General features: G+C 56.7%; 20 protein-coding genes. 8 read left to right on the forward strand and 12 right to left on the reverse strand.

Annotated features, from left to right (window positions below):
* Positions 1-182: 182 nt before the first annotated feature.
* A complete protein-coding gene (locus ABSH60_RS19300) occupies positions 183-3,116 on the forward strand; it encodes an autotransporter outer membrane beta-barrel domain-containing protein (RefSeq protein WP_390975344.1) in 2,934 nt (977 codons plus the stop codon).
* Between the two features lie 17 nt (positions 3,117-3,133).
* Here ABSH60_RS19300 and rcnR read toward each other — a convergent pair whose 3' ends face one another.
* Positions 3,134-3,406 carry a Ni(II)/Co(II)-binding transcriptional repressor RcnR gene (gene rcnR, locus ABSH60_RS19305; protein WP_056780366.1) on the reverse strand — a complete coding sequence of 91 codons (273 nt, stop codon included), beginning with the start codon at positions 3,404-3,406 and terminating at the stop codon, positions 3,134-3,136.
* A gap of 121 nt (positions 3,407-3,527) precedes the next feature.
* Between rcnR and ABSH60_RS19310 the strand changes: the two genes are divergently transcribed.
* The 4 genes from ABSH60_RS19310 to ABSH60_RS19325 all read left to right on the forward strand — a co-directional run bounded on the left by ABSH60_RS19310 (position 3,528) and on the right by ABSH60_RS19325 (position 7,056).
* The gene (locus tag ABSH60_RS19310) at positions 3,528-4,397 is read left to right on the forward strand and encodes a nickel/cobalt efflux transporter (RefSeq protein ID WP_390975346.1); all 870 of its coding nucleotides are present in this window, start codon (positions 3,528-3,530) and stop codon (positions 4,395-4,397) included.
* Between the two features lie 104 nt (positions 4,398-4,501).
* Complete coding sequence (locus tag ABSH60_RS19315; RefSeq protein WP_390975348.1) at positions 4,502-5,482, forward strand: alpha/beta hydrolase fold domain-containing protein; 981 nt, start codon at positions 4,502-4,504, stop codon at positions 5,480-5,482.
* Positions 5,483-5,529: 47 nt separating this feature from the next.
* Positions 5,530-6,459, forward strand: coding sequence for a LysR substrate-binding domain-containing protein (locus tag ABSH60_RS19320; protein WP_390975351.1), 930 nt, complete (start codon positions 5,530-5,532; stop codon positions 6,457-6,459).
* A gap of 99 nt (positions 6,460-6,558) precedes the next feature.
* Entirely contained in the window at positions 6,559-7,056 is a 498-nt protein-coding gene (locus ABSH60_RS19325; protein WP_056780352.1) for a DUF2501 domain-containing protein, read from the forward strand.
* A gap of 795 nt (positions 7,057-7,851) precedes the next feature.
* On the opposite strand, the gene nth is transcribed toward ABSH60_RS19325, so the two are convergent.
* The 11 genes from nth to ABSH60_RS19380 all read right to left on the reverse strand — a co-directional run bounded on the left by nth (position 7,852) and on the right by ABSH60_RS19380 (position 19,800).
* Positions 7,852-8,490 (reverse strand): endonuclease III, encoded by a 639-nt coding sequence (gene nth / locus ABSH60_RS19330; RefSeq protein WP_056780350.1) that lies wholly within the window; start codon positions 8,488-8,490, stop codon positions 7,852-7,854.
* Positions 8,483-9,181: an electron transport complex subunit E gene (locus ABSH60_RS19335; RefSeq protein ID WP_122095420.1), complete on the reverse strand. Its 699-nt coding sequence runs from the start codon at positions 9,179-9,181 to the stop codon at positions 8,483-8,485. Before ABSH60_RS19335 ends, nth begins: the two co-directional genes overlap by 8 nt.
* Positions 9,174-9,806: an electron transport complex subunit RsxG gene (rsxG, locus tag ABSH60_RS19340; RefSeq protein ID WP_056780344.1), complete on the reverse strand. Its 633-nt coding sequence runs from the start codon at positions 9,804-9,806 to the stop codon at positions 9,174-9,176. The genes ABSH60_RS19335 and rsxG overlap by 8 nt, the downstream gene beginning before the upstream one ends.
* A gap of 9 nt (positions 9,807-9,815) precedes the next feature.
* Positions 9,816-10,868: an electron transport complex subunit RsxD gene (rsxD, locus tag ABSH60_RS19345; protein WP_056780341.1), complete on the reverse strand. Its 1,053-nt coding sequence runs from the start codon at positions 10,866-10,868 to the stop codon at positions 9,816-9,818.
* A complete protein-coding gene (rsxC, locus tag ABSH60_RS19350; protein WP_390975357.1) occupies positions 10,869-12,980 on the reverse strand; it encodes an electron transport complex subunit RsxC in 2,112 nt (703 codons plus the stop codon).
* Position 12,981: 1 nt separating this feature from the next.
* Positions 12,982-13,548 carry an electron transport complex subunit RsxB gene (rsxB, locus tag ABSH60_RS19355; protein ID WP_056780337.1) on the reverse strand — a complete coding sequence of 189 codons (567 nt, stop codon included), beginning with the start codon at positions 13,546-13,548 and terminating at the stop codon, positions 12,982-12,984.
* Complete coding sequence (rsxA, locus tag ABSH60_RS19360; RefSeq protein ID WP_056780334.1) at positions 13,548-14,129, reverse strand: electron transport complex subunit RsxA; 582 nt, start codon at positions 14,127-14,129, stop codon at positions 13,548-13,550. Before rsxA ends, rsxB begins: the two co-directional genes overlap by 1 nt.
* Positions 14,130-14,168: 39 nt before the next feature.
* On the reverse strand, positions 14,169-14,609 hold the full coding sequence (locus ABSH60_RS19365) for a DUF2569 domain-containing protein (protein ID WP_056780331.1): 441 nt from the start codon (positions 14,607-14,609) through the stop codon (positions 14,169-14,171).
* A 254-nt stretch (positions 14,610-14,863) separates the two neighbouring features.
* On the reverse strand, positions 14,864-16,231 hold the full coding sequence (gene dcuC / locus ABSH60_RS19370) for an anaerobic C4-dicarboxylate transporter DcuC (RefSeq protein WP_183846874.1): 1,368 nt from the start codon (positions 16,229-16,231) through the stop codon (positions 14,864-14,866).
* A gap of 1,022 nt (positions 16,232-17,253) precedes the next feature.
* Positions 17,254-18,456, reverse strand: a complete 1,203-nt coding sequence (locus ABSH60_RS19375) for an FAD-dependent oxidoreductase (protein ID WP_390975361.1) — start codon at positions 18,454-18,456, stop codon at positions 17,254-17,256.
* Between the two features lie 60 nt (positions 18,457-18,516).
* A complete protein-coding gene (locus tag ABSH60_RS19380; protein ID WP_056777497.1) occupies positions 18,517-19,800 on the reverse strand; it encodes an MFS transporter in 1,284 nt (427 codons plus the stop codon).
* Between the two features lie 138 nt (positions 19,801-19,938).
* On the opposite strand from ABSH60_RS19380, the gene ABSH60_RS19385 reads away from it, so the two are divergent.
* From ABSH60_RS19385 to bioD, 3 genes are all read left to right on the forward strand, one after another.
* A complete protein-coding gene (locus ABSH60_RS19385; protein ID WP_390975365.1) occupies positions 19,939-20,844 on the forward strand; it encodes a LysR substrate-binding domain-containing protein in 906 nt (301 codons plus the stop codon).
* Positions 20,845-21,008: 164 nt separating this feature from the next.
* Positions 21,009-22,232 carry an ROK family transcriptional regulator gene (locus tag ABSH60_RS19390; protein ID WP_056777491.1) on the forward strand — a complete coding sequence of 408 codons (1,224 nt, stop codon included), beginning with the start codon at positions 21,009-21,011 and terminating at the stop codon, positions 22,230-22,232.
* A gap of 197 nt (positions 22,233-22,429) precedes the next feature.
* The gene (gene bioD, locus ABSH60_RS19395) at positions 22,430-23,116 is read left to right on the forward strand and encodes a dethiobiotin synthase (RefSeq protein WP_056777489.1); all 687 of its coding nucleotides are present in this window, start codon (positions 22,430-22,432) and stop codon (positions 23,114-23,116) included.
* The last annotated feature ends 27 nt before the right edge of the window (positions 23,117-23,143 follow it).

Below are 23,143 nucleotides of genomic sequence, written 5' to 3' on the forward strand. Positions count from 1 at the left end.
TCTGATTTTTGATTGTCTGTCAGTAATAACCAAAGGGGCTGCGGCCCCTTTTTGCATAGACATCAGCGCTCCCGCCCCTGTGGATTTCCTCCCAAAAAAATTATTCGCCGCGTCTTAAGTCATATTTATTTACTAACCTTCCAAAATTAGACAAAGCCTGCGCTGGCGCGGGGAGGTGTGTAGTGAAGAAGCTTAAGATTTCTGCTGCGTGCTCTTGCAGGAAAATGGTGGCCTGTCTGGTCAGCCTGAGCCTTTCTGAGGCGGCACTGGCAGGCTGCGACATCTTTAATCCGGTATCAGGACAGACCGTGACGTGCTCTGTCGCTGCCCCCAACCCCTCCGCGATGGGGGCCACCGCAGTGGTAGGAAGTGACAATGTCACGGTCAATATTGACACTGGCACTATTCTGAATTTAAGCGATCAAAACGGTGTCCTGGTTTACAGCGACAGCGCGGTTTTCCAGCGCGGTACGCTGAACATCACCAATGACAGTTTCGACGGTATTTCCGCCCGTCTGGCCGGTAACTCCCTGCACAATGTCGGCACCATCACCACGCAGGGCTTTCAGTCGGAAGGTATCTATCTTTCAGGGACCACCAGTCAGGCCATCAACGAGTCCGGCGGGCAAATTATCACCAGCGGGGAGAATTCCAGCGGAATAATCAGTTTTGGCAGTTCACCGGCCACCGTCGGAAACAACACCCTGCTTAATACGGGCAGCATCTCGACCTCCGGTACGCTTTCCTCCGGGATTTATGCACAGGGCAGCGGCAACCAGCTCACTAATACCGGCAGCATCACCACCAGCGGCACCAACGCGTCCGGTTTACAGGCGAATGGCAGCGACAATTCGATCAGCAACAGCGGAACCGTGGTGACACAGGGGCTGGGCGCTAATGCCATCAATAACGACGGTGGCGCAACTCTGGGCAGCGTGACCAACTCCGGCTCGCTTTCCACCCGCGGGGATTTTGCTAACGGCGTGTATTTCGGCGCCAGTGCCGATTTCACCAACACGGCGACCGGCACGATCACCAGCACCAGTGCGCGTGGCGTGCTTGCCACCGGCGGCGGAACGCTGACCAATAACGGCATGATCAACGCCGGACGCGACGGCATCGACAGCCCTGCTGGCGCGGTAACCATCATAAATACCGGTTCGATCACCTCCGGTAATGAGCGTGCCGTGCATGTTGAAAGCAACGACAACAGCACGCTGATTAACAGTGGTGATCTCACCGGTAACGGCGTCGCGGTGCAGTTTTCCGCTGGCAATGACGTCTTTATCTGGCAAAACAGCGGGACGCTCAGCGGCTCCGCAGACATGGGCGCAGGGGACGACAGCGTGACGCTGCGTCGTCTGACTGACGTCAATCTGGCGGCCATGCCCTTACTTCAGGGCGGCGCGGGGCAGGATCAGCTGACGCTGGAAAATTCGCAACTGAGTGACCCGTCGCGCTTCATCGACTGGGAAAGTGTGCTGCTGCAATCCGCCTCGCAATTGTCGATGACCCGCCCGCTGGTGCTGGGCGATGCCACTACGCAAACCGGCACCCTCAGCATCGATTCCACCAGCGTATTGCTGGCGGGAGGGCAAAGTGCGGCGGACATTGCGGGCTTTGGCGGCGCGAATGACGTTACCGTCACCAATGCCGGGACGCTCGATCTGACCGACAGCGCAGGCAGCACCCACGATCGTCTGGCCATTCACGGCAATTACGTGGGCGATAACGGCGTGCTGAAGTTGCAGACGGTGCTAAACGGTGATGATTCGGCATCTGACCGGCTGGTGATTTACGGCGGGCAGGCCAGCGGCAGCACACAGATTCAGGTCACGAATGTTGGCGGAACGGGCGTAGCGACGGCGGGTTCCGGCATTATGCTGGTGGAAGCCACTAACGGCGCGACCACGACCGCCAGCGCCTTTACGCTGGCAGGCGGTTCGGTTTCCGCAGGAGCCTATGATTATTTGCTGTTTCGTGGCAGCAGCGACGATGCGCAGAGCTGGTATCTGCGCAACTCACTGATCGTGGTCACCCCACCAATCACGCCCCCGGTGACGCCACCCGTGACGCCGCCGGTCACCGCGCCAGAGTCTCCGTCCGTGACGCCACCCGTGACCCCGCCGGACATTCCCCCTGTTGCGCCGCCCGTCGTCCCGACGTTACCCCCGGTCGATACCGCTGTGCCGCTTTACCGGCAGGAAGCGCCGCTGTATCAGGCGGTCGCACCCGTCGCGCAGCAGATCGGCATCCATCAGATCGCCACCTATCATGACCGTCAGGGGCAGGTGAACACCACGGGGCAGGCGGCAGGCTGGGCCAGAACCTTCGGCGTCCACAGTGAACAATCCTGGTCCGGTACCACATCGCCGTCATTCGACGGTCATTACGCCGGGCTTCAGGTCGGTCAGGATTTGCTGGCCGGCGAACAGGATAACGCAGGCATCTTTTACGGTTTCACGCGGGCCAAAGGTGATGTGCGCGGTTTCATCCGTGCTCAGCCGGATGCATGGGCGGGCAATATGACACTGGAAGGTAACAGCGCGGGCGCGTACTGGACGCATCACGGCAAGGGGCAGTCTTATGTCGATCTGGTGGTGATCCACACCTGGCTTAACGGCTCGACCACGTCCGGGCGCGGTAACGATGCAGATGTCGGAGGCAAACTCTGGTCTGCGTCACTGGAAACCGGGTATCCGATCCCCCTGACAGAACGCTGGTCGCTGGAACCGCAGGCGCAAATCATCGGCCAGCGTCTGAGCCTCGATGACAGCAACGACGGCATTTCATCGATTAACTACAGCAAGGATACGGTGTACACAGGCCGGGTCGGTGCGCGGGTGCAGGGGAGTTACGGGGAGGCTGAACGGCGTTTGCAGCCGTTCCTGACGGTCAACGTGTGGCATGAATTTGACGATACCACCAGCGTCACGCTGGGTAATGATCGCCTCACGCAGGACGCCGGAAGTACCGCGCTGGAAGTCGGTGTGGGGTTAGCGGCCAGTATCAGCCGGCAAATCGAACTGTATTCATCCGCCAGCCACACCAGCGACGACGACAGCAATCACCGCGAAGACGTCAGCGGGAATCTGGGGGTCAGGATCATCTGGTAGCCGGGGTGTTGAGCGCACTACTTCACATAGGAATTCAGCACGCTCAGCACCACATCCAGATCGGCTTCGCGTTTGACCTCATCGGCCTCGTGAACAATATGTTCAGTCAGATGGCCTTTGATCACTTCCCGCATCAGCCCGTTCACTGCGCCGCGGATCGCCGCGATTTGTTGTAAAACAGCGGCACACTCGTGGGGTTCATCCAGCATTTTATTTAACGCCGCCACCTGGCCCTGGATCTTGCTGGTACGGGCCTTCAGCTTCTGTTTATCGCGAATAGTGTGGGACATGTTAACTCCTTGTATGACGCGAAATGCCGGGCCAGCTTAGCATTGCCAGTATACTGGGGGGTAGTATTTAATACTGGGGGGGAGTAGAATTCCTGCGCCTTCCTCAATGAGATACCTCACCATGAATGACTTTTCAGCACTTTTGCAGCAGGGAAATGCGTGGATGTTTATACCCGGCGCCATATTGCTGGGGATTTTGCACGGGCTTGAGCCAGGCCATTCGAAAACCATGATGGCCGCCTTTATCATCGCGATTAAAGGGACCGTCCGGCAGGCCGTTTTACTCGGGCTGGCGGCCACGGTGTCGCACACGGCGATTGTCTGGGTCATTGCCTTTGGCGGCATGTATCTGAGCAACCGTTTTACTGCCGACGCGGTGGAACCCTGGATGCAAATGGTGTCTGCGGTGATCATCCTCGGCACGGCGCTGTGGATGTTCTGGCGCACCTGGCGGGGTGAACGGTTGTGGAAAAGGGAGCACTCGCACGGGCATCATCATGATCATCACCACGCTCCCGCCCATGCCCATAACAATGTACAGCGCCACCTGCCACCTCAGGGGCTGGGCCATCTGCGCAGCATGACGCGCATCAGCCTGTCGTCGCAGGAATATCAGGATGCACATGAACGTGCACATGCCAGCGATATTCAGCGCCGCTTTGCGAGTACGGAAGTGACCAACGGGCAGATCCTGTTTTTCGGCCTGACCGGCGGGTTAATCCCCTGTCCGGCCGCTGTGACGGTGCTACTGATCTGCATTCAGCTCAAACAACTGGCGCTGGGTGCGACGATGGTAGTGTGTTTCAGTATCGGGCTGGCGCTGACGCTGGTGACCGTCGGGGTGGCTGCCGCGGTGAGTGTCCGGCAGGCAGCTAAACGCTGGAGCGGGTTAAATACGCTGGCGCGCAGGGCACCGTATTTTTCCAGTGTGCTGATCGGGCTGGTCGGGATTTATATGGGGATCCAGGGTTATATGGGTTTAACGTCGTAAAAAATCCGAACCTAATCAGTCATAAGCCATAACAATTCAGACTTTTTAAAACCGGCTCAAGGCGCTATAAATGACGGGATGAAAAATGGAGAAAAGATCCCGCGATGAAAACTGCCCACCTTGTTGACCCTGAACTGCGTCCGTTGCTCGACCTGATGCCCGCCCGCGTGCTGGAAGCCTCCGTTTTGCCCGCCATGCGTGAGCAGCGTCAGGCGGCGGCGCTGGAAAGTTTGTCACAGGATGACGGCTTGCCGGTGTGTGTCACGCATCATCACGTTGAAGGCAGCAAAGGTGCGCCGGCGGTGCGTGTGGCGGTGATTTCGCCACAACATGCCCGGAAAGGGCGGATGGGCATTTTGCATATTCACGGCGGCGGTTATGTGCTGGGCAGCCCGGAGCAGTCGATGCCGCTGACCCGTCCGACGGCGGCGCGGCATGATTGTGTGATTGTCTCGGTGGATTACCGTCTCGCGCCAGAAACACCGTTCCCCGGTCCGCTGGAAGATTGTTATGCCGCACTGGTCTGGATGGCTGAGCAGGCGGAGTCTCTGGGTATCGATTCTGCGCATATGGGTGTGATGGGGGACAGCGCCGGTGCAGGGCTGGCGGCCTCTCTGGCGCTGCTGGCCCGCGACCGTGGCGGCCCGACACTGGCGTTTCAGAACCTGATGTATCCGATGCTCGACGACCGTACCGTCACGGAGAGTCACCCTAATCCGGTGACCGGCGAATTCGCCTGGACACGTGAGGACAACCGTTTTGGCTGGCAGGCGTATCTCGGGCACGACGCAGGGCTGGCTGAGATTTCCTGTTACGCCGCCGCAGCGCGTGCAGAGGATCTCAGCGGGCTTCCGCCGGTCTGGATGGGTGTCGGTTCAATTGATTTATTCCTTGATGAAAATATCGACTACGCCCGCCGGTTAATTCGCGCCGGTGTGCCGGTGGAGTTCAGCATCTATCCGGGCGGATTCCACGGTTTTAACGGCGATCCGGCGTATGCGCTGGCACGACGCGCCCGCGAGCAGCGGCAGGATGCGCTGGCCGGTTTCAATCCTCTGCGTAATAAACATCACTATGGCTTATAATAAAAAACAATCTATAAGGCATAACCCAGGTTTAATCAGAAAATATTTTGGACATCAAACAGCTCATCTACCTGTGTAATCTCGAGCGCGAGCGGCATTTTGGCCGGGCGGCGGAGGCAAGTTTTGTCAGCCAGCCGACGCTGTCGATGCGCCTGAAAAATCTTGAGAAAGAACTCGGGCTTAGCCTGATCAACCGCGGCAATAATTTTGAAGGTTTCACCGCCGAGGGCCTGCGTGTACTGAGCTGGGCGCGGGAAATTGTCGCGGTGTACGAAGGGCTGAAGCTGGAAGTTGAGTCGTTAAAGCAGGGCATGAGCGGCACCCTGCGCATCGGCGTCATGCCGCAGTGCAGCGTTTCGCTGGCGCAGTTGATCAAAGCGGTCAGCCTGGTGCATCCGGGGCTGGATTACCGGGTCGCGGAAGTCAGTGCCGACCAGCTGATTGAAGCGCTGAGCAGCCATTCGGTGGATGTCGGCATTGGTTTCTTCGAATTTTCCACCCTCAATGAACTGCGTTTTCAGCTGGTACCGCTCGATGACGGCGGCGTGGACGTGGTTTACCATCCCGACCATTTCCCTGAGCTGCAAAACCTGACCCTGATGACCGCAGAACAGGCGGTCGCGCTGCCGTTGTGTCTGTCCGAGCCCAGCCGCTATTTTCGTCGTTATCTTGACAACTTCTTCCGTCAGTCCGGGCTGGAACTTCATCCCCGTCTGGAAAGCACATCGATATTTCAGCTGATGCAGGGCGTGTTTGTCGGTATTGGCTGCGCGCTGGTGCCGCGCGGGCATCTGATTGATGACATGCATCCGGCGCTGAAGCGCTGCCCGCTGGACATCACGCCGATGAGCCGCCACGCCGCGCTGGTGGTCGCCGAAGCGGGGCGCTCCACACCGCTGGCCCAGCATTTCTTCACCGCCTCCGGTCTGTGGCTGGCGCAACAACCTCTGGAAAAACCGCCGGCATGGCCTAAATAAAGCGCCATCAGCGTTTTCTCTCTCTTAATCCTATTGATGAAATGAGTCTTTGGGCTCAAGCTTTGCGGCATGACTTAAGTAAAATGGATGGAATAAAACATGAAAGCATTAAAAACGGTGATCCTGGCGATGGCGGCAAGCGGCATTTTACTGGCCGGCGGCGCGCAGGCAGAGAACAATTTGCTGGGGCAGTTGCAGCAGGCGGCCAATGAAGGGCTGAACGGCGCGGGCAAAAACACCAACAGCACCGGCACCACCTCATCCCTGACCTCACTGCTCGGCGGTGGCGACAGTGCGCTGACTTCCACCAGCGCGAACAACGTCGCCGGTGTGTTGCAATATTGTGTGAAGAATAACGTGCTTTCCAAAGCCAGCACCGAGAATGTCAAAGATCAGTTGCTGAGCAAACTGGGTATCCAGAGTGCATCGGGCGCAGAAAGCCAGGATTATCAGCAAGGGTTGGGCGGTTTACTGAAAACCGGTAAAGATCAGAGTGTAGATCTGAACAACCTTGGCAGCGGGCTGACGCAGGTGAAAGAGAAAGTGAAAACAAAAGCATGTGATGTGGTGCTGAAGCAGGCGAAATCCTTTATTTAATCACAAAGGCTGGCGCCATAGCGGCTTTTAACTTCAAATTCAAGGTCGTGGGCGTCGGCCCACACCGACCAGAGACCCGGTAACGCGCGGGCCTCTGGACTCCGCGCTTTTTCACAGCGCGCTTCGCTCGTTGGCTATGTTTCATCAGCCGCCGTGATAGCCGCAAAATCCCGCCGCTGCGCGGTTCCCTTCAGTCGGGTTACAACCCGCGTAAAAAGACCCGCGGTTTTCCACCTCTCCTTACGGCGTGATTTTTGAAAGCGGCCTCAGGCTTATACTTCACAACCTCACTTTCTTTATTTTTCTAAAAACTGCGGACGATTCAGAAATATTGCTGAAACATGACCCGCAGCCGCTCATTTCAGGTTACCCGGCCTAAGGCCTCACCCTTCATTCGGTGCCATTTTTAAGCGCGCCAATAAACTTATCTAAAAGATAAAAACAGTCTGCCGTTGATTTTGTCTTTGAATTTAAGATCCCACGGGCGATTCAGAAATCTTGCCGAACGGAGCGGCTTCGAGACCTGAGGCTCGAAGACCGAGAGAGGGTACCGCGCAGCGGCAAGATTTCCAGCCTGTCGCTGTGGTTGCTGAAACATAGCCAGCGCGCGGATCACGTGTTTGAAAAAGCGAGGGGAGTCCAGAGGGGAAAAGCCTTTCCCCTCTGGTCGGTTTCGGCACGAAATGCCGAGTGATAACCGTTATTAAAAAACCGAAATTTACTCAATTCTGTTTAAAAGCTTTTAATGATTTAAAGCTTTTAAAGCCATCAAAAGGGATCCAAAGGGAACCCCTTTCACTCCGCATAAACCTTCTCTTTGCTCTCGCACAAATCCTCGATCAAACATGACCCGCAGCGCGGCTTACGCGCAATGCAGGTATAGCGACCGTGCAGGATCAGCCAGTGGTGGCAGTCGAGTTTGAACTCGGCAGGGACCACTTTGAGCAGTTTCTCTTCCACGTCATCAACGGTTTTACCCGGCGCGAATTTCGTCCGGTTGCAGACGCGGTAAATATGCGTGTCGACCGCAATGGTCGGCCAGCCGAAGGCGGTGTTGAGCACGACGTTGGCGGTTTTGCGGCCAACGCCCGGCAAGGCTTCCAGCGCAGCGCGATCTTCCGGTACTTCACCCTGATGCTTTTCCAGCAAAATGCGGCAGGTTTTGATCACGTTTTCCGCTTTGGCATTAAACAGGCCGATGGTTTTGATGTATTCCTTCACGCCGTCCACGCCAAGCGCCAGAACCGATTCCGGCGTGTTGGCGACCGGGTAAAGTTTGGCCGTCGCTTTATTTACGCTCACGTCCGTGGCCTGCGCGGAAAGTAACACCGAAATCAACAGCTCGAACGGGGTGGTATACACCAGCTCGGTGGTCGGATGCGGGTTGTTGTCCCGCAAACGGCTGAGGATCGCGACGCGCTTTTCCTTATTCATGCACACTTCCTTTTGGCAGGGTTTCTTCAGCGGCAACATGTTGCACCGCTTTACGCGCTTTCATGCGCTGGTCGATCAGGTATTTCCCGGCAAGCAGCAGGCCAAGGCCGATAAAGGCGCCCGGCGGCAGCATGGCGAGCAGGAACGGGTTATCAAGGTGGATAACTTCGATACGCAGCACTTTGGCCCAGGGGCCGAGCAGCAGATCCGCGCCGTTAAACAGCACGCCGCTGCCGAGAATTTCACGCATCGAGCCGAGCACGAACATCGCGCAGGTGGCTCCCAGCCCGGTCATTGCGCCATCCAGCGCCGCCAGATGTACCGGACTGTTCGCCGCGCAGGCTTCCGCACGCCCCACCACAATACAGTTGGTGACGATAAGCGGAATGAAAATCCCCAGCGCCTGATACAGCCCGAACGCGTAGGCGTTGATCAGCATCTCTACGGTGCTTACCACCGAGGCGATAATCAGTACGTAAATCGGAATACGGATTTCATCCGGGATCCACTTACGGAACGCGGAAATCATGCCGTTGGTGCAGGTCAGCACCAGCGTGGTCGCCAGGCCTAAACCGAGCGCATTGGTGGCAGTGGAGGTCACGGCCAGCAGCGGGCAAAGGCCCAACAGCTGAACCAGCGAGGAGTTATTGGTCCACAGACCCTGAACGATTATCTTTTTGGCTTCACTCATCACGGGCTCCGCAAGGGGTAAGTTGGGAGAGCTGAGACGGTACCGTCCCGATAAATAATGCAGTCCGTTTCACGGAACGCACCACGGCGCGCGGGGTGATGGTCGCGCCGGTGAACTGATCAAACATACCGCCGTCTTTCTTCACCGCCCAGCGCTCATCGCTGGCGCCATTGACGGTCTGATTGGCGAAATGCTTGATCCAGTCAGAAATACGCACTTCAATTTTGTCGCCCAGCCCCGGCGTTTCATGCTGTTCAAGCACGCGGGAGCCGTAAACTTTGCCGTTGAAATCCGCCGCCACCAGTAACTGAATCGCACCGGAATAGCCGTCAGGCGCGGTGGTTTCCACCACGGCAGCCACCGGTTCTCCGCCTTTGCGCGCCAGATACATCCGGTGCGGGGTGGCGGTGCCCAGTGACTCATCTGTGACGTTGTAACATTCATCCTGAAGGTTGTTATCGTACACACTGGCAGGAATAACCTGATCGAACAGGGTTTTCTGCTGTAGCAGCGCCTGATGCTCAATGGTCGGTTTGGTCAGCAGGTTAACGATGGCGGTCATACCGGTCATCAGTGCGCCAAAAAATGCCAGAATCAGGCCGTGGCGTCGCATTGTCGCTAACATAATTCTTCCTCAGCGATGCCCGTAGACACGCGGTTGCGTGTAGTGATCAATCAATGGCACGGTGATATTTGCCAGCAGAACGGCAAAGGCCACGCCGTCGGGATAGCCGCCATAGGTGCGGATAAGCCAAATCAGTAAGCCGATGAGGGCACCGAACACCAGACGACCTTTCGGCGTGGTGGAAGCGGTGACCGGGTCGGTGGCGATGAAGAAGGCACCGAGCATGGTCGCGCCGGAGAACAACCCCACCAGCGGCGACGAGTAGCTCTCCGGAGCCAGTCCCCAGGCAATCGCCGCACAGAATGTCAGCATGCCGAGCATAGCCACCGGAATGTGCCAGCTGATAATTTTACGCCACATCAGATACAGGCCACCGGCCAGAAATCCGAGATTAATCCACTGCCAGCCAAGACCGGCCAGCGAACCGCCAAACAGCGGGGTGGCAAGGATCTGTTCTGCCGAATGTCCTGAGCGCAGCCCGGTTTTAAACGCATCCAGCGGAGTGGCTTGCGTCACGCCATCGACATTCATGTTCAGCTGATAGGCGGTCAGATCCTGACTGTTGTGACCGGTGAAAATGGTCAGCAGCGTGTCGGTAAAACCGACGTGATGATGTTGCAGCACGTCCGGCGGTAACCAGGTGGTCATCTGGACCGGGAACGAAATCAGCAGCACCACGTAGCCGACCATCGCCGGGTTAAACGGATTCTGTCCCAGCCCGCCGTACAACTGTTTGGCGATAATGATGGCGAATATGGTGCCGAGCACCACCATCCACCACGGCCCGAGCGGCGGCAGGCTGATGCCCAGCAACACCGCCGTCAGCAGGGCGCTGTTATCGCCCAGACGTTTTTTCACCGGTTGTTTGCGCAGTTGCAGCACCGCGCCTTCTGCCAGCAGAGCAATCATGATGGCCAGCGTCAGCTGAACCAGTGTGCCGTAACCAAAAAACCAGACCTGAGCGATCAGGCCGGGAACACAGGCCAGGATCACCATCATCATGATGGTGCTGGTGCTCTGGCGGTTATGCGTAAAAGGTGAACTTGCGATCCTGAAGGCCATCTATTCCTCGTTCGACATGGTCTGAGCGGCTTTGCGGGCCTTAACTCGGGCGATCGCAGCAGCCACGGCGGCTTTACGTGGATCGCTTTCTTGTTGTGATGGGTCTTTTTCTGATGGTGCGTCGTCTTGTAAATCACTCTGCGCGGCGGCTTTTTTCGCTTTGGCACGGGCAATCGCGGCGGCGACAGCGGCTTTGCGTTTGTCGTCAGCGGTGAGTTCAGCCGGTGCCGTTGCCACGTGTTCCTCACCGGTTGTTTCACCGGCAGGCTGTGCGGCAGCGGCTTTTTTCGCTTTGACGCGGGCAATGGCGGCGGCCACAGCGGCTTTGCGATCTGCATCCGCATCGGCGGCAGGCGCAACGTTCAGCTCACTGTCCTTTGCTTCGACTACCACGCCGTTGCCGGCTTTTTTGGCTTTGACACGGGCGATGGCGGCGGCCACGGCGGCTTTACGGTCGTCTTCGGCAGCCGGTGGCGTTTCAGGCACCGGTTCTGAGGCCACGGGGATGTCTTGCTGCGCGGCGGCTTTTTTCGCTTTGGCGCGGGCAATCGCCGCCGCCAGTGCGGCCTGGCGCGGATCGACGTCCGGCGTTTCAGCCACCGGTTTCTCTTCGGCTGGCGCGTCTTGCACCGGCGTTTCACTGAGCTTCACGGCGGCTTTCTGGTGTTTCTCTTCACGCGCTAACTTCTCGCGTTCCATGCGCGCCTGTTTGGCTTCGAAACGCGCTTTGGCTTCGGTGGCACGGGCGGTTTCGGCATCAATAGCGCGGATTTCGGCCTTTTCCTGACGGTAATACTGCACCAGCGGAATGTTGCTCGGGCAAACATAGGCGCACGCGCCGCACTCGATGCAATCAAACAAATTGTGATTGCGGGCTTTCTCGTGCTCTTCACCTTTGCTGAACCAGTAAAGCTGTTGCGGCAACAAACCGGCAGGGCAGGCCTCCGCGCACAGGCTGCAACGGATACAGGCTTCTTCCGGTTCCTGCTGACCCAGTTCGGATTCAGACGGTGCCAGCAGGCAGTTGGAAATTTTTACCACAGGCACGTCAAGCGACGGCAGGGTAAAGCCCATCAGCGGGCCGCCCATGATCACCATCTTTTTGTCGCCCTGAGGCTGCAATCCGCCTTCCTGCATCAGGTGCGCCACCGGTGTTCCCAGACGCGCCCAGACGTTGCCCGGTTTCGCCATCGCTTCACCGGTCAGCGTCACCACGCGTTCGATCAGCGGTTCGCCGTCGATGATGGCGCGTTTGATGGCATACACCGTGCCGACGTTTTGCATCAGCACGCCGATGGACGACGAGTGATGGCCTTTCGGCACTTCGAGGCCGGTCAGAATTTTGGTCAGCTGTTTAGCGCCGCCGGAAGGGTATTTGGTCGGCACCACGCGCAGTTCGAAACGCACGCCGTCGGTAATATCCGCGCCGATCGCCGCTTTGAACGCCGCAATGGCTTCAGGTTTGTTGTCTTCGATGCCAATCAGCACGCGCTCCGGATGCAGCATGTGGCACAAAATGCGCGTGCCCTGCAGGATCTCCGTCGCGTGTTCCTGCATCAGCCGGTCATCGGCAGTGATGTAGGGTTCACATTCGGCCGCGTTGAGGATCAGCGTGCGGGTGGAAGTCAGGCCGCCTGCCAGCTTGCTGGCGGTCGGGAAGCCTGCGCCGCCCAACCCGGCGATACCGGCCTGGCTGATGCGCTGATTCAGCTCATCGGCAGAAAGCTGGCGGTAATCGGCAATCAGTTCGCGCGCGCACCAGGTGTCCTGCCCGTCGGCTTCAATCAGCACGCAGAGTTCTTTCAGGCCGGAAGGGTGCGCGGTGATGTGCGGTTCGATGGCCGTGATCACGCCTGACGTTGGCGAATGCACGGGCACGGTACGGCCACGGCCTGTCGTCAGCGGCTGACCTTTTAATACGCGGTCGCCCGCACTGACGCACAGCTCGCCTTCAGGGCCAAGGTGTTGCTGAAGAGGGATGATAAAGCGCTCAGGCAACGGCACGTTGCGCAGCGGAACGTGGCTCGACTGCGTCTTCATTTCCGGCGGATGAATACCGCCGTCGAAGTCCCAGACTTTGTCTTTTTTGAGCGCGGCAAACAGATTAAACATGTTACTCCGCATGGATGACCTGAACCGGAATGGATTGCATATCCCACTTCCAGTTTGCGGTGGTGGTTTTGATCGGCAGCATTTCGATGCAGTCCGTCGGACAAGGCGCGACGCACAGGTCACAGCCGGTACATAAATCAGTGATCACGGTATGCACGGCGCGGGTGGCACCCACGATGGCATCCACCGGGCAGGCCTGAATGCACTTGGTGCAGCCGATGCAGTTGCTTTCATCGATGTAGGCCACTCTGCGCACCGGTACCGCAGCGGCGGCGTCTTCGCCCATCGGCTGCGGTTCAACGTTAAGCAGCGTGGCCAGCTTGAGCATCACGGCTTCGCCACCCGGCACACATTTATTGATGTTGTCACCGTTGGCAACGGCTTCGGCGTAAGGCTTACAGCCGGGATATCCGCATTGCGCGCACTGGCTTTGCGGCAGAATATCGTCAATCTGATCGACAACCGGGTTGCCTTCCACGGCAAAACGACGCGAGGCGTAACCCAGCAGCAGGCCAAAAACCAGCGCCAGAGCGGTCAGCGCGCCAATCGCTACCCATAATTCAAACATTAGAATTTCACCAGACCCGTGAAGCCCATAAAGGCCAGCGACATCAGACCGGCGGTGACCAGCGCAATGGAAGAACCTTTGAACGGCGCCGGGACGTCAGCCACCACCAGGCGTTCACGGATAGCGGCGAACAGCACCATGACCAGCGAGAAGCCGAGCGATGCGGCGAAGCCGTACAGCGCAGACTGCATGAAGTTCAGCTGCTGGTTAATGTTCAGCAGCGCCACGCCGAGCACGGCGCAGTTAGTGGTAATGAGCGGCAGGAAGATGCCGAGCAGGCGATACAGCGACGGGCTGGTTTTACGCACCACCATTTCGGTGAACTGCACGACCACGGCGATGACCAGAATGAACGCCATCGTGCGCAGATAAACCAGCTCCAGCGGCATCAGGATGAAGGTGTTGACCATCCATGAGCAGATATTGGACAGGGTGATAACGAACGTGGTCGCCAGCCCCATGCCGATAGCCGATTCCAGTTTCTTAGAGACGCCCATAAAAGGGCACAGCCCAAGAAACTTCACCAGAACGAAGTTATTTACCAGCATGGTGCCGACAAACAGTAATAAATAAGAGGTCATGACAATTGCCCGGACATAATAAACATTAAAACTTCAGGGTTATTCCGTGAAGGTTTCTTTAACCCGCAGAGAGCGTTTGAAATAAGGCACAAACACCGCGGCAGCCAATAAAGGTAACAATAAGTTACGCACGGCCAGATCATCGGTAACCGGCGAGAATGCAAAGGCTTTTACGGCCAGCAACACGGTGCACAGTAACCAGATAATATACATTTTCGGCAAGGCTTTGGCACGCTTGCAGAATTGCCACAACACGGCGACGGTAAATACCCCCATCGCTAATGTGGTCACTACGGAAAAATACCATTGCAGGGTAAATGCCTGCGAATTGGTGAGTAAGTAATCCCGCGATTCCGGCATAAATAATGCCATGGAAAACAATGCCAGCATTAATGCCACGCTTAACAACGTCACAATCAGATACGCCATCGGTGCCAGTAACCACCCACCAATACGTTTATAGCCCGGATTATTCGACATAAAAAACCTTTATTACGCGGGTTTTTTCACCCAGTCAGCACGGAGAGTCTTCCCCGACCTTCAAGGCGCAGTAGCTTAACCTGAGTTAGCGGTAGCCGATATCGTATTTATGTGATCAATACCTTAATCCTTCACGCCATCTCCGCGTTGGCCCCTTGGCGCGCCCCGGTCACATACTTTTGTATGCTCACGGGGCTGACCCGGTTGCCGCCTTGATTCAGCATGAAGGCTTCAGGTAATAAAATGGGGAAGGTTTAATGCACCGGCACCAGAATTTCAGTGGCGACGATCACCACAATCAGGCCGACCAGCACGGGCACGGAGGTGCGTTTGACCACTTCGAACGGGGAGATTTTTGCCATACCGGCGACGGCGACGATCACGCCTGACACCGGCGAAATGGTGCGCCCGAGGTTTGAGGCCTGCAGCATCGGGATCACCAGATATTCCGGGTTGATGCCCATTTTCGCCGCCAGTTTCGGAATAAGTTCCACAAATGCATAGAAAGAGGCGTTACCGGAGCCGGTGGTCATGGCAGCCAGCACGGTGATCACCACCAGAACCAGCATCATGAGCAGGCTGCCGGAACCGAAGTTTTGCGCCAGACCGATCAGGCTGCTGATGAAGCCGACGGTGCTCAGCCCCTGCGCGAAGACACCTGCCGCGACCAGCAGCATCACCACGTTGGCGAAGGCATCGGCCATGCCGCGATAGGCAACGTCCAGACCGGCGAACACGATTTTCCCGCTGCGGTTACGTACGGTTTCAATCAACGCAGTCAGCAACATGCAGATCACCAGAATGGTAATAATGTGCAGCCCCGGTCCCCATTTACCGTCAAAAATCAGCACGCCGATAATGGGCGTGAAGGGCAGAATGGCGTAGAACGCGGGCGCATTGGTTTCCACCACATCTTCTTTATTGGAATCCAGGGCATCCACCGTTTCGGGGGTTTCACGTTTATCGAGGTAACGCTGCCAGAAGAAATGGGCAACGGCCATCGCCACGATGGCGGCCACAGAAATCGGCAGGGTGGCTTTAAATGCAAAATCCACCAGCGGCATGTTCGCCGCCTGCGCGGCCAGCACCACGTCACCGGAGGTCGGTGAAAGAATGATGGCCGCAGGGGAGGCACAAATCGCCGCTGCTGCACCACGGCTGATGCCGACGTTGACCATGATCGGGAACAGGGTGGCCATCAGCAGCACGCCCAGCCCGGTTGCCGAGGAGACGGCCAGCGACATCAGGCACGCCAGAATGTAGGCCGCCACCATCAGAATATAAGGGGAGTTGATCATTTTCAGCGGACGCGACGCCAGCCGCACGACCACGTCGTTCGCGCCGATGTGCGTCATGTAGGCGGCGAAACCGCACAGCATCATGATCATCATCCCGAGATCGCCACCGCGGCTCATCAGCAGAATTTTGACGTATTCCACGATATCCGTGGTGTTCCAGCCGGTGCTTTTCGCCCCTTCGGGCAGCACGCTGTGGCCCATTAACACGCTTATCACCAGCAGCAAAAGGCCGCCGACCATCAGCACGCCGGTGGGCGAATAGCCTTTAATGATGTACCGCCCGACAAACACGGCAACCACCAGCCCGATCAGTAATTCCCACATAATGTTGTATCCCCGAGAGTCAATATGGATCCAAATGAAAGGCGGGCACTGTGCCGAAATAGCGCACCGGGCGTCATGACGCTTATCAATTATGGGTGATGAAAAACAGGGGAATATCAAAATATGTGATGTTTAGCGGGGAATAAGAGGGGGTTTAAAACTCGTTTTAACGTCAACTTCAACGTCAAGGTCGTGGGTTGCCACCCACACGGGCCTTAAGGTCAAAACCGTGGGCGTCGGCCCACACCGACTTGGGGGGCGGCATATCGCCGCCGCCCCCCAAGACCCCCCGGGCTCTTTTACTGCGCGCTCCGCTCGCGGGCTATGTTTCAGATGCCGCAGCGATAGCCGCAAAATCCCGCCGCTTCGCGGTGCCCTTCGTTCGGGCTACAACCCGCGCAAAAAGACGCGCGGTTTTGCGCCTCTCCTCCGGCGGAATTTTGGAACCGGCCTCAGGCTTTTACTTCACAACCTCACTGATTTTGATTTGAAAAGCCAATGGGAATGGGTTTTGAATTTAAGATCGTGCGGGCGATTCAGAAATCTTGCCTCCAGCGGAATTTTGGAACCGGCCTCAGGCTTTTACTTCACAACCTCACTGATTTTGATTTGAAAAGCCAACGGGAATGGGTTTTGAATTTAAGATCGTGCGGGCGATTCAGAAATCTTGTCTCCGGCGGAATTTTGGAACCGGCCTCAGGCTTTTACTTCACAACCTCACTGATTTTGATTTGAAAAGCCAATGGGAATGGGGTTTGAATTTAAGATCGTGCGGGCGATTCAGAAATCTTGCTGAGTGAGAGGTTGCAGACCAGAGGCTGCAATCCCGAAACGAAGGTACCGCGCAGCGGCAAGATTTCCAGCCTTACGCCGTGGTAACTGAAACATAGCCAGCAAGCGGTAGCGCGCAGTAAAAGAGCCGGAGATTCTTAAGAGGCGCGGCGATAGGCGCCTCTTAAGGCCCGTGTGGGTGGCAACCCACGACTTTGACCTCAAGACCCGTTTGGGCGGCCAACCCAAAATCAAAGCTTCGGGATTTCCCGATAAAACCCCACGCCAATCAGGCGCCCAAACAAGAACGGGATAAATTTGCGCCCGCGCAGCCACGCCTCCATCCGGGAGGGAGGTTTGGTGCGTTTTTTTTGCCCCGCACGGCTGATCATAATTTGTAGCGACTGCGTCGCCCATGTCGGAAACGCGCGGCGGCGCTGGATGCGCTTTAAATGCCTGAGCGTCAGGCGTCCGGCTTTCAAAGGTTCAGTGATGATATTTGCGGTCGCTACCGCATCCTGAATCGCCAGATTCACGCCGACGCCGCCGATAGGTGACATGGCATGAGCCGCATCGCCGATGCACAGCAGCCCCGGTTTCGCCCACGCCTTCAGACGGTCGATGCGGATCACCAGCAGACGCACGTCGTCCCAGCTGAGAATATCCTCGGCCAGGCGTGCGCGTTCGAAAGGCGATACCCCGGCCAGCAGATCGAGGAATGGCGGGATCCCTTGCGCTTTGAGCGCGTCGAGGCTGTCTTTCGGGATGGAATAGCCACACTGCCAGTAATCACCCCGGTCGATCATGATGAAGTTTTTCTTCGGACCGCGGTGGCCCATTGACCACTGCGGATCGTCCGGGCGCTTGTTGATTTTAAGCCACAGCACGTCGCGCGGCGCGCCATAACGGCGAATTTCCATACCGGCCTGTTCGCGCACAATTGAATTGCGCCCGTCGCAGCCCACCACCAGATCGGCGTTGAAGGTCTGTGTTTCGCCCGCCACGCTGGCAATCACGCCCGTTACCTGGCCTTTCTCTTCCTGCAACGACAACACCTGTGCGTGATGGATCAATCGGAAATTCGGCAGCAGGGCGGCTTTACCGGCGATAAAATTAAGAAAATCCCACTGCGGCATAAACGCGATGAATTTGCATTGTGTCGGCAGATGGCTGAAATCCGCCAGCGTGGTTTCCTTGCCGTCGATCTCGCCGTAAAGTTTTTCAGCCCGCTGGTGCGGAAGTTTCAGAAACTCGTCGAGAAAGCCGAGCTGCCAGATAATGTCGAGGGTGGAAGGATGGATGGTGTCGCCGCGAAAATCGCGTAAAAAATCACGGTGTTTTTCCAGCACCGTCACATCGATGCCCTTGCGCGCCAGCAAATACCCCAGCATTAAGCCCGCGGGGCCGCCGCCGACAATGCAACATGTGGCGGCGGAATCCGTGTTCGGTGTCATAAAAACCTGCCTGGCAAAGTGAATTTACATGATAATAATTATCATTTGCGCAAGTGCGCGTCAATTCTCAGATAACCGCATCAGTTTCACCCCAACCCCCAGGCCAGCTATCAGCATCAAACTGATGAACCCGGTGATCCCGTACCAGCCGTAGGCGTGCCAGAAGAATCCCCCGAGCGTACCGGCGACGCTTGACCCGGCGTAATAGCAGAACAGGTACAGTGAGGAAGCCTGGCCTTTGGCGCGGCGCGCACGGCGTCCGATCCAGCCGCTGGCGACCGAGTGCGCGGCGAAGAACCCGCCGGTGACCAGGATCATGCCGATGAAAATCAGCCAGACCGGTGAAAACGCGGTGATCACAATGCCCAGCAGCATGATGCCGGTGGCACCGATAAGCACCGGCCCACGGCCATAAACACCGGTCAGCACGCCCGCTTTGGGGGAGCTGTAGGTGCCCATCAGGTACACCACCGATAAAATCCCGACAATGGCCTGACTCATGTTGTAAGGCGTGCCGAGCAGGCGATAACCGATATAGTTAAACATGGTCACGAAGCTGCCCATCAGCAGAAAACCTTCGATAAACAGCAGCGGCAAACCGCTGTCGCGCCAGTGCAATTTAAAGTTGATCAGCAGCTTGCGCGGTTTCAGCGAACTGGCTCGAAAGTGCTTAGACGGCGGGAGAATTCGCCAGAACATGACTGCCGCCGCCAGCGCGAAGACACCGACCACCGCAATGGCGATGCGCCAGGAGAAGAAATCCGTCAGTACGCCGCTGACCAGACGCCCGCTCATGCCACCAATGGAGTTCCCGCTGATGTATAACCCCATCGAGAACGCCACCACGCTCGGGTGAATTTCCTCGCTCAGATAGGTCATCGCCACCGCAGCCACGCCGCTGAGCGACAGGCCAATCAGGGCGCGCATCATCAGAATGCCGTCCCAGCTTTGCATCACCGAACAGACCAGCGTGCAGCCCGCCGCCAGCAGCAGCGCCACCACCATCACAGATTTGCGCCCGACGGCGTCAGAAACCGGCCCGGTGAACAGCAGACCGATGGCCATCAGACCGGTAGACAACGACAGCGACAGGCTGCTGGTTGCCGGCGACACGCCGAAATCATGGGACAGCACCGGCAATATGGGCTGAACGCAGTAGAGCAGCGCAAAGGTCGCCAGACCCGCCGAAAACAGGGCGAGGGTGACGCGGATGAATTGCGGTGTGCCACGTTTAATGAAAGGTGTTTTAAGGCCGGAGCGGACGACGGGCATGTCCGGATTGAGTTCGTCGTCATTCACTGAATCGCGGGAGGGTGCAGCGGCATTCCGCCGGGTGGTTTTCACTGAGAGTCCTTAACCAGGGTGATAATAAAAACTATTTGAAAATGTATGAAAATTTTAACAGTCGGCTTTATATTGTCTAATATATTAATTTCGCTGAAACGATATGTTTAAAATATCAATCGGAGTCAGACCCGCGCCATGAGCCACATTGAACTGCGCCACCTGCGTTACTTTATTGCCGTCGCTGATGAGTTGCATTTCGGCCGCGCGGCGGAGCGTTTACACATTTCGCAGCCGCCGCTGAGCCAGCAAATTCAGGCACTGGAGGCCCATGTGGGCGCGGCGCTGTTTTATCGCAGCAACCGCACGGTGCGGCTGACACAGGCGGGTGCCGCTTTCCTGCCGGAAGCGCGGCAGATTTTACAGCGCGTGGAGGAAGCCTCGGAACAGGCGGCGCGTATTCATCGCGGCGAGGCGGGCAATCTGACCCTCGGGCTGACCTCATCAGCGCCTTTTCTCCAGCGTGTTTCCCGTACCTTGCACCTTTTTCGCCTGACCTATCCCGCGGTGAATATCCGCATTGAGCAGCTCAACAGCAAACAGCAGATCGAACCGCTTCTGGAAGGAAAACTCGATCTGGGGATCATGCGCAACGGCGAATTGCCGCCGCAGCTGGCGCATCAGCAGGTGTGGTCGGAGCCGCTGATTGCCGTGGTGCACAAAGACCATCCGCTCAACGATCTTCCCGCAGGCGAACTGACGTTTCAGCATCTTGCCGATCAGCCCTTCGTGTTTTTCTCTAAAGACGTGGGGACGTCACTGTATGACGACATTCTGGTGCAGCTGAAAACGCAGGGGATCACGCCTTATATCACGCAGGAGGTCGGCGAACCGCTGACCATTATCGGGCTGGTGGCGGCGGGGCTGGGCGTCTCGATTTTACCGGCCTCGTATTTGCGTATTCAGGTCGAGGGCGTGCGCTATTTACGCTTTGGAAAAATGGAAGGCACCACGCAACTGTGGCTGGTGAATCACGCCGAACGGCCCATGACGGCGTCGGCGACGGCGTTTATGGCAATGATGATGGCGGAGGACGGGCTCTGACCTATGACAAAATCTGCTGTATTTCCAGTCAATTCCGAACGTGTTTTCACGCAATATGTGCACCGAATCACATAACGAATCAAATAGTTGACGACATATAGCAAAAACCCCACCATAGCCTCTAATCTTTATTTTGAAGCGCGAAAATAACAGGAGTTCCTTGAGTGATCCCCGATGGGCAGCCCGGCCATATTGATCAAATCAAACAAACCAACGTCGGTGCTGTGTATCGCCTGATCGATCAGTTTGGTCCTATTTCGCGCATTGAGCTTTCCAAAAAAGCCCAGCTGGCACCCGCCAGTATCACCAAAATTGTCCGTGAACTGATTCAGGCGCATCTGGTGCTGGAAACGGAATTTCAGGATCCCGGCAGCCGCGGGCGTCCCGCCATCGGTTTAGCCCTGGATACTCAGGCCTGGCATTATCTTTCCGCACGCATCAGCCTGGGGTCGATCACCCTGGGGCTGCGCGATCTGAGCAGTAAACTGGTGGTGGAAGAGGTGCTGCCGCTGCCCGAGCAGGCCCCGCAGCCGCTGATGCAACGCATCATCGCCGAAATCGACCAGTTCTTCATCCGTCACCAGCGCAAACTCGAACGCCTTACCGCTATCGCCATCACCTTACCGGGCATGATCGATGCGCGGCGCGGCATTGTGCACCGTATGCCGTTTTACCATGACGTGTTCGATATGCCGCTGGGCGATACGCTCAGCACACACACCGGTTTGCCGGTTTTCGTACAACATGACATCAGCGCCTGGACGCTGGCGGAAGCATTATACGGCGCATCACGCGGCTGCAAAAACGTGGTGCAGATTGTTATCGATCACAACGTCGGCGCGGGGGTGATCACCAGCGGGCGCGTACTGCATGCGGGCAGCAGCAGCGTGGTGGAAATCGGTCACACGCAGGTCGATCCTTACGGTAAACGTTGTTACTGCGGCAATCACGGGTGTCTGGAAACGGTGGCAAGCACCGACAGCATTCTCGAACTGGTGCGCCAGCGTCTGACGGCATCCGCGCCTGCCAGCCTGCTGCACGGCGTGTCGCTGACCATTGAAGCCGTCTGCGACGCCGCGAACCGGGGCGATCAGCTGGCGCGCGATGTCATTATCGGCGTCGGTCAGAGCGTAGGCCGGATGCTGGCGATCATGGTCAATCTGTTCAATCCGGAAAAAGTGCTCATCGGCTCACCGCTTAATTTATCTCAGGATATTCTGCATCCGGCGATAATGTCCTGTATTCAGCAGCAATCACTTCCTGCATATAGCGAAAATATCAAACTTGAGTCCACGCAATTTTATAATCAGGGAACAATGCCTGGCGCGGCATTAGTTAAAGACGCGCTCTACAGCGGATCATTACTGATTAAGCTTCTGCAAGGCTGAGTTTTTTTATAACGTTACTGTCTGATTTAAAATAAATCAGAATAAGCTTTCGTTCGCTGGTCAACAAAACATTGCGCTAACGCAAACCGCTCGCATCTCGCATCGCCTAGACTTTCCGTCGTTACTTTGTCTCTGGCGGTGTTTTTTACCGGAGATTATCTTTCAATAAGACGGAGAGATCCCGGAGCCTGAATTCCATGTTAACGCACTTTTTCGTCACGGGTACGGATGCCCGTGTAGGTAAAACCATTGTCACACGTGCCTTGCTTCAGGCCTTAGCCGCGCAGGATCGCTGCGTTCTGGGCTATAAACCTATTGCAACAGGCAGCCAGGAGTTGGCCGACGGGGTTCGAAATAAAGATGCGGTAACTCTCCAGCAGTCATCTTCTATTGCTTATCCTTTCAAAAAAATAACGCCTCTGGCATTAACTGATGAAGATATTTATGCCAGTGAAATACCTGAGAATGTGTTTGAAATAATGACCAGCGGCCTCAATTTTATGCGGGAAGAGGCTGATTCGGTGATTGTTGAAGGATGTGATGGCTGGAGAACGTTGATTACTCCGCATCTTTTATATTCCGACTGGGTGCGCCAGCAAAATATGCCGGTGGTGTTAGTGGTCGGTATTCAGGAAGGGTGTGTCAGCCACGCGCTATTAACCGCGCAGGCTATTATTGCCGACGGTTTACCGTTGTTAGGGTGGGTGGCGAATCGAATTAACCCATGCCTTGCACATTATCAGCAGACTATCGATGCGCTGACCGCCAATATTTCAGCACCGCTGCTGGGTGAAATTCCCTATTTACCCCGCGCAGAAAGCCGCGATATGGCGAAGTTTATCGACCTCTCAAGCTTTGATCTGAAAACCCTGACCCGCGCCTGACGTCAGCGTTGTAAAATCTGCTCATCA

It is taken from the genome of Rahnella sp. R3(2024) (assembly GCF_042920125.1).
Classification (GTDB): Bacteria; Pseudomonadota; Gammaproteobacteria; order Enterobacterales; family Enterobacteriaceae; genus Rahnella; species Rahnella rivi.